General features: G+C 28.3%; 6 protein-coding genes and 1 other annotated feature. Of the genes, 5 read left to right on the forward strand and 1 reads right to left on the reverse strand.

Translation table 11 applies throughout. The features are described 5' to 3' along the window. Window positions 1-203: 203 nt before the first annotated feature. The 5 genes from dnaG to NSA58_RS12865 all read left to right on the forward strand — a co-directional run bounded on the left by dnaG (window position 204) and on the right by NSA58_RS12865 (window position 6126). Window positions 204-2021, forward strand: a complete 1818-nt coding sequence (gene dnaG, locus NSA58_RS12845; protein ID WP_039678422.1) for a DNA primase — start codon at window positions 204-206, stop codon at window positions 2019-2021. A gap of 21 nt (window positions 2022-2042) precedes the next feature. Beyond that, window positions 2043-3203: an RNA polymerase sigma factor RpoD gene (rpoD, locus tag NSA58_RS12850; protein ID WP_039678421.1), complete on the forward strand. Its 1161-nt coding sequence runs from the start codon at window positions 2043-2045 to the stop codon at window positions 3201-3203. 125 nt (window positions 3204-3328) lie between these two features. Then, window positions 3329-4015, forward strand: coding sequence for a tRNA (adenine(22)-N(1))-methyltransferase (locus NSA58_RS12855; protein WP_074078727.1), 687 nt, complete (start codon window positions 3329-3331; stop codon window positions 4013-4015). Between the two features lie 15 nt (window positions 4016-4030). Then, a complete protein-coding gene (locus NSA58_RS12860; protein WP_052232905.1) occupies window positions 4031-5128 on the forward strand; it encodes a Nif3-like dinuclear metal center hexameric protein in 1098 nt (365 codons plus the stop codon). Between the two features lie 66 nt (window positions 5129-5194). Next, window positions 5195-5438: a binding site (T-box leader), on the forward strand. 136 nt (window positions 5439-5574) lie between these two features. Then, window positions 5575-6126 carry a tryptophan transporter gene (locus NSA58_RS12865; protein WP_039678989.1) on the forward strand — a complete coding sequence of 184 codons (552 nt, stop codon included), beginning with the start codon at window positions 5575-5577 and terminating at the stop codon, window positions 6124-6126. A 155-nt stretch (window positions 6127-6281) separates the two neighbouring features. Here NSA58_RS12865 and NSA58_RS12870 read toward each other — a convergent pair whose 3' ends face one another. Next, window positions 6282-7028, reverse strand: a complete 747-nt coding sequence (locus tag NSA58_RS12870) for a 4Fe-4S dicluster domain-containing protein (protein WP_257560532.1) — start codon at window positions 7026-7028, stop codon at window positions 6282-6284. Window positions 7029-7437 lie beyond the last annotated feature (409 nt).

Consider the following 7437-nt stretch of genomic DNA (forward strand, 5'->3'; position numbering starts at 1 on the left):
TTATATTTTATAGTGAATTTCGACAAAGGCTAGAAATGAAGTTGTAGAAATAGAAATATTTATTCTAGAAAAAAGTTATAAAAAGTAATAAAAAAAAGAAGGGTATTAACAAAAAAAGTCGAATTATGTATAATAGTATTTGACAAATGAAAATTTTAATGTAAAATAGTAATGTTACGAATAATACACCAGAGGGTGATAATATGAATAATATGAGAGATTTAATAGATGAAGTTAAAAACAGATGTGATATTGTAAATGTGATATCTCAGTACATAAACTTAAAAAATTCAGGTAGTAATTATAGTGGTCTGTGTCCATTTCATAATGAAAAAACAGGTTCATTTCATGTAAATCAGAAAAAACAAATTTACAAATGTTTTGGTTGTGGTGAAGGTGGAGATGTAATTAATTTTGTTATGAAAATAGAAAATTTGGATTTTATAGAAGCTGTAAAATTACTAGCAGAAAAAAATGGAATAGAATTTAAGGCAAATTTAAGTGAAGCAGATAAGGCAAAAATGGAAAGTATCAAGCTGATGCAAGATATTCATTTAAAAGCCGCCAGATTTTACTTCGCCAATTTGATTAATTCTAAAAATGCAGGGTATGATTATCTAAGAGGAAGAGGTCTAAGTGATAAAATAATAAAAAAATTTGGACTAGGATATTCTCTAAATTCTTGGAACAGTCTGATGGATTACTTATTATCAATAGGTTATGAAAAAAAAGATTTAGTTAAAAGTGGGCTAGTTACGCATAAAGAAAATGATAATAAATATTACGACAGATTTAGAAATAGAGTGATGTTTCCAATATTTGATTATAGGGGAAATGTTATAGGATTTGGTGGAAGAGTACTTGATAATTCATTACCTAAATATCTTAACTCACCTGATTCTTTACTTTTTAATAAAAGATTTAACTTGTATGGATTAAATTATGCAAAAAAAAGTATAATCAATGAGACCTTAATATTAGTAGAAGGATATATGGATTTAATATCTTTATATGAACATGGAATTGAGAATGTAGTAGCGACTTTGGGAACGGCCTTAACAAATGAACAAGGCAAATTAATTAAAAGATATGCATCTACTGCAGTAATATCTTATGATTCTGATGATGCAGGAGTTAAAGCAACTCTTAGAGCAATAGAAATATTAAGAGGACAAAATATAAATGTTAAAGTCTTGAATTTAAAAGATTGTAAAGATCCAGATGATTTTATCAAAAAATATAAAAAAGAAGGCTTCTCAAAAGCTATAGAAAATTCAGTTTCTCATATTGTATTTCAAATCAATATCTTAAAAAGAAGATTTGATTTTAATAAGGATGAACATTTAATAAAATTTGCAAAAGAAGCAGCATTGATAATTAAGAGCTTATCATCTCCTGTGGAGAAAGACTATTATATTAAGTATGTAAGTAAAGAATATAATATTAGTTTAGAAGCAATGAAAGAAGAAGTTTTTGGTAAGAAATTTAATAATAGCAAAAAAAATTATAAAAAATTTGAAAAAACTGAACAAAAACCAATAGAAAAGATTAAAAATATCGAAAACGGTGAAAAATTCGTAGAAGAAACCTTTATTAAGCTATTAATGGAAAATAAAGAACTTCGTCTTATTGCATTGTTAAAAATTAGTGAGAATGATTTCTTAATTAATGACAGTAAAGAAATTTTTAATCTAATAATTAAAAATAAAGAATTGGACAAAATAACTATTGACAAAATCAAAAGTTTAAACATATCTGAAGAATATTTGAAGGATTTGGATAATATATCACTAAATAGTATAAATACCTATAATTCTAAAAATGTTGATGAAATAATTAAAAATGTGAAAAGAAATAAACTTCACAAAGAAATTGAGGAATTACTTCATAAACAAAAAAGTTTGGAATTAAGCTTAAATGACAATAGCATAGATAAAGACAGCGTGAAAGAGGTAGAGTTAGAAATTATGAAGATAACTTTAAAAATAGTAGATATACAAAAGAGTTTAAAGAGTCTATAATACACGAAAGGAGGTTTGAGTGTGGCGAATAATAGAGAAGCTAATAGAGTAGCAGCAAGAAGTCTTATTGAAAAAGGTAAAAAACAAGGATCTCTTACATTAGATGAAATAATGGGAGCCTTTTCAAATACAGAACTAGACAAGGATAAAGTTGAAAATCTTTATGAAACTTTAGGAAATTTAGGAATTGAAATATTGGAAAGCAAATCAGAAAAAGTTGCAATTGATTTTTCTGCAGATGATGATGATTTAACTTTGGATATGGAAAATATAGATGACGATGTTGATGAAAAAATAAAAAAAGAAGAAGACATCGAAATGGATAAGTTAGATTTATCTCTTCCAAAGGGTATAAGTATAGATGATCCAGTAAGGATGTATTTAAAGGAAATAGGTAAAATTCCTTTACTTAAACCTCATGAAGAAGTTGAACTAGCAAAAAGAATGTTAGAGGGAGACGAAATAGCTAAACAAAGATTAGTTGAAGCTAACTTAAGACTAGTTGTAAGTATAGCTAAAAGATATGTTGGTAGAGGAATGTTATTCTTGGACCTAATACAAGAAGGAAATCTTGGGCTAATAAAAGCTGTTGAAAAATTTGACTATGTTAGAGGATTTAAATTCTCGACTTATGCAACATGGTGGATTAGACAAGCAATTACTCGTGCCATAGCAGACCAAGCAAGAACTATAAGAATACCAGTTCATATGGTAGAAACAATCAATAAATTAATAAGAGTTTCAAGACAATTATTACAAGAATTAGGAAGAGATCCTAAGCCAGAAGAAATAGCTAAAGAAATGGAAATGTCAGAAGAAAAAGTAAGAGAAATAATGAAAATAGCTCAAGATCCAGTATCTTTAGAAACCCCAATAGGTGAAGAGGAAGATTCTCACTTAGGAGATTTCATACCAGATGAAGATGCTCTAGCTCCAGCAGAAGCTGCAGCATATTCTTTATTAAAGGATCAAATAGAAGAGGTTCTTGGTTCATTAAATGAAAGAGAACAAAAAGTCTTAAAATTAAGATTTGGTCTTGAAGATGGAAGAGCTAGAACTCTTGAAGAAGTTGGTAAAGAGTTTGATGTTACTCGTGAAAGAATTAGACAGATAGAAGCTAAGGCTTTAAGAAAATTAAGACATCCAAGTAGATCGAAAAAACTTAGAGACTATTTAGATTAATATAGATAAATTAAAAATTCGCCAGCTTTGGCGAATTTTTAATTATATAGAAATAAAATTATAAAAATATGTTAATACATATAATAAGACAATATACAAAAAGTAAAGCGAAAGGAAAAAGTAAATTGAAATTAACTAATAGATTATTAAAAATAGCATCCCTTGTAAGTGAAAACAAAAGATTAGCTGATATAGGAACGGATCATGGATATATTCCAGTATATCTTTTAAATGAAGGAAAAATAAATTTTGCAATCTTAGCTGACATAAATAAAGGTCCTCTAGAAAATGCAAGGAGTGAAGTTAAAAGAAATAAATTGGAAGATAAAGTAGATTTAAGACTTGGTTCAGGAATAGAAGTACTAAAAAAAGGTGAGGTAGATGAAGTCATAATTGCTGGGATGGGAGGAATCTTAATAGGTGAATTACTTGAGGCCAATAAAGAAGTGGCACATAGTGTGGATAAATTAATTCTTCAACCTATGCAAGCACAGGAGGAACTTAGACAATACTTATTAAATAATGGATATGAAATTTTAGATGAATGCCTAGAAAAAGAAGATTTTAGGATTTATGAAATAATAGTAGCAAAATATACTGGAAAAAATACACATCTTGAGGATAATATATATTATGAGATAGGCAAAAAATTAATAGAAAATAAAGATGAATTATTAGTAGAATTTGTAGAAAATAAAATAAAAAAATACAATAATATAATATCAAAATTAGGAAATAAAGATACAGAAGCAGTTATAGCTAAAAGAAACTTAGCTAATGAAAGAATAGAAAAATTAAAAGAATTAATTTAATAAGGGGTTGAAAAAATGAAGCTGAATGATTTAATTAAAAAAATTGAAAATAAGTATCCTTTAAATTTAGCTTATGATTGGGACAATGTGGGGTTATTAGTTGGAGATTTTGATAGTGAAATAAAAAAAGTCTTAGTTTCCTTAGAAGCCAACGAAAAAGTGATTGAAGAAGCAATCGAAAAAAAAGTGGATTTAATTGTTACACATCATCCTTTTATTTTTAGAAAAATGAATAAAATTAACACTAAAGATTTAAAAGGCAGACTTATACATAAGCTTATAAAAAATGACATAGCTTTATATTCTATGCATACTAATTTTGATATAGCTTTTGATGGTCTAAATGATTACTTTATGGAAGTTATGGGGTTTGAAAATTGTAAAATACTTGATGTAACTAATAGTGAAACTTTATATAAACTTGCAGTTTATACACCTATGACTCATGAAATAATAGTTAGAGAAGCATTAGGAGAAAGTGGAGCAGGATATATAGGTAATTATAGCAATTGTACATTCAACAGCTCAGGGATAGGAACATTTAGACCAGAGGATAATTCAAATCCTTTTATAGGTGAAATAGGAAAAATAGAAGAAGTTAAAGAAGTGAAAATCGAGACTATAGTTACAAATAGTTTATTACAAAAAACAATTGCAAAAATGATTAAAGCTCATCCTTATGAAGAGGTCGCTTATGATGTTTATAAACTGGAAAATAAAGGTAAATCTGTAGGTCTTGGAAGGTATGCAACTCTTGACAATGAAGCAGATTTACAAAGTTTATGTGATAAAATCAAATTAAAATTAAATATGGATCATATAAGAGTAGTTGGAGAATTAAATACAAAAATTAAAAAAGTAGCAGTTGTAACTGGAGCAGGATCTGATATGGTAGGATTAGCAAAATCTAAAAATTGTGATGTTATAATTACTGGAGATGTAAAATACCATGAAGCACAAGATGCTTTAGATATGAATATGTGTATAGTTGACTGTGGTCATTTTGATACAGAAAATATATTTAAGGATGTAATGAAAAGATTTTTAGATACTATAGAAAGCGTTGAAATTATAAGAAGTGAAATAAATTTAAATCCATTTAAATTAATTTAAAACATAAAAATATAAAAAACAGTTGACAAAATGGAAAAAAATACATATTATGTTATTAACAATAAATTAAATCCTTTGATAAGGGATAGTAATCAAATTTAGGTTCAAGATAGAGAGTTGAGGATGGTGGAATCTCGACAAGAAGAAATTTGATGAATGGGCCTTTGAGGAGTAAATCGAAATCTTTGGAAAGTAGACTTTACCGTGTTTTGCACGTTATAGCAAATGAGGTATGATAGTACCAATATTAAGAGGTGTATTTATGATACACAAATTAGGTGGCAACGCGGAGTATAGCTTCGTCCTATTTATATAGGATGGAGCTTTTTTTATTGCCCAAAAAGAAAGGTAGGTGAAAATTTTGGTATGAACTAAAACTCTTAAGAGGTTAAAAGGGGAATTAATTTATTTGAATTTAATTAAAAAATATTTTGGAGGATATTATTATGAAAATGAATACAAGAAAACTAGTTTTAAATGCTGTACTTTTAGGAATAGGTTTAGTTTTGCACCAAATAGAACCTGCCATATTTGGTGTAAAACCTGACATGACTTTAATAATGTTATTTACAATTATGATTATAAATAAAGACGATTACAAAGCTTGCTTAATATGTGGAATAATTGCAGGTATATTTTCAGGAATGACAAGTTCATTTCCTGGAGGTCAAGTACCTAATGTGATAGATAAATTTATTACAACAAATATAAGTTTTCTTATTATGATGGCTATGTATAAATTACCTTTTATGAGAAAATTAGCTGAAAAAAATCAAGATTTCATAGTTTCTAATATATTAATGTCTCTTGGAACAGCCATAAGTGGATTTATATTTTTAACATCAGCTCAAATTTTAGTAGGACTTCCTGGAAATATGAATTTAAATATGTTATTTGCAGCGGTTGTACTTCCTGCCGTAGGAATAAATTTAATAGTAGGAGTAATTGTATTTAAGGTAATTCATATAACTATGAATAGAGTAAGTTTTCAAAGCTAGAATAATATAAAACTTATCCCCTCTAGTGACATAGAGGGGATAAGAAGTTAAGTAAAGACATATCGTTGGCGTCATGAGCAAAGCGAATTTTAAGTAACGTATATATCTGAAGCGATAGCAAGGATACATAGTTGACGATATGATCAAAGCGAATTTTATCTTAACCAAGAAGGATTTCCAGGAACGAATACTCTTGATCCAAATTTCTTTTTATATTCTTCTAAGGCATCTTGTATAGCAGCTCCATTCTTTTTAAAAGAGTCACATTTTTTTATACTTTCTAGGTTTTGGCTAAAAGGACATACTGATATACACATACCACAGTCAGTGCCAAGGTATCTCCATTTTGTATAGCAAGTTTCCGTATCTACAGTCCAATTATATTTATCATCTTTGCCAATTCTATTTTCTCTTGATAAGGATTGAGAAGGACATGTAAGAGCACATTTTTTGCAGACCTTACAAAAGTCTTCTAATCCAAAATCGACTTTTTCATCAATATCAAGTGGTAAATTTGTTGTTACTACTCCTAACTTAAATCTTGAACCATAATCTTTATTTGTAAGAATGGCATTTCGACCTATTTGGCCAAGTCCTGCATCTTCTGCTATAAGAGCAGGCATAACAAGATAATTAGCATCAACATGATTTCTTGCCTCATAACCTAAACTTCTAATATAATATGAAATAATCATTCCTATTATAGCTACATCAACATAGCTTTTAGATGTTGCGATAACTTCAGAAATCATAGGAGCTCTATTAACCATATCTAAATCCATCTCACAACCAAAGGCTATGGCATATTTATGATTAAGATTAACTTCTTCGCCATAATTTTCTTCATACCTACCTCTATGTGTATAAATATGTTTATCTTGCAGTTTAGTTATTCCAACCATACAAGCACCATATAATGATGCGATTCCTTTAATTTTTTTCGTAAAAGTCTTACTATCTCCATCTATTTTTTTAGGTGAAACATCTCCTTCACATAAATCTTTAATATCTCTTAAAAAAGCAAAAGCACTTCCTGCAATGGGTGAATTAAGTTTATTATATGTAGTTGTACCTTCCTCTAATAATTCTGGTCTAGTTCTAAAGCTATCATCAATATTCTTTTTTTCTGGATTTTTAGCATAATAGTCTTTATAAACATCGCTATCTTTTTTATAATGAACTCATAATCTTCTCTTCACAACATCAGTAACAATTCTAATCTCGTCCACCTTAAACAGCATAATCAAGCCACCATACACAGCTGCTGCCAAAGTCACAGCCACCATTAATACAATAAACTCCGTTTCCCCA

Origin of the sequence: Terrisporobacter muris, from assembly GCF_024621905.1 — a bacterium.
GTDB classification, from domain to species: Bacteria; Bacillota; Clostridia; order Peptostreptococcales; family Peptostreptococcaceae; genus Terrisporobacter; species Terrisporobacter muris.

Excerpts from the sequence above, each read along its gene's own strand:
- dnaG (WP_039678422.1), top strand. The coding sequence starts at position 204 with ATGAATAATATGAGAGATTTAATAGATGAAGTTAAAAACAGATGTGAT.
- NSA58_RS12860 (WP_052232905.1), top strand. The coding sequence starts at position 4,031 with ATGAAGCTGAATGATTTAATTAAAAAAATTGAAAATAAGTATCCTTTA.
- NSA58_RS12865 (WP_039678989.1), top strand. The coding sequence starts at position 5,575 with ATGAAAATGAATACAAGAAAACTAGTTTTAAATGCTGTACTTTTAGGA.
- NSA58_RS12870 (WP_257560532.1), bottom strand. The coding sequence starts at position 7,028 with ATGGTTGGAATAACTAAACTGCAAGATAAACATATTTATACACATAGA.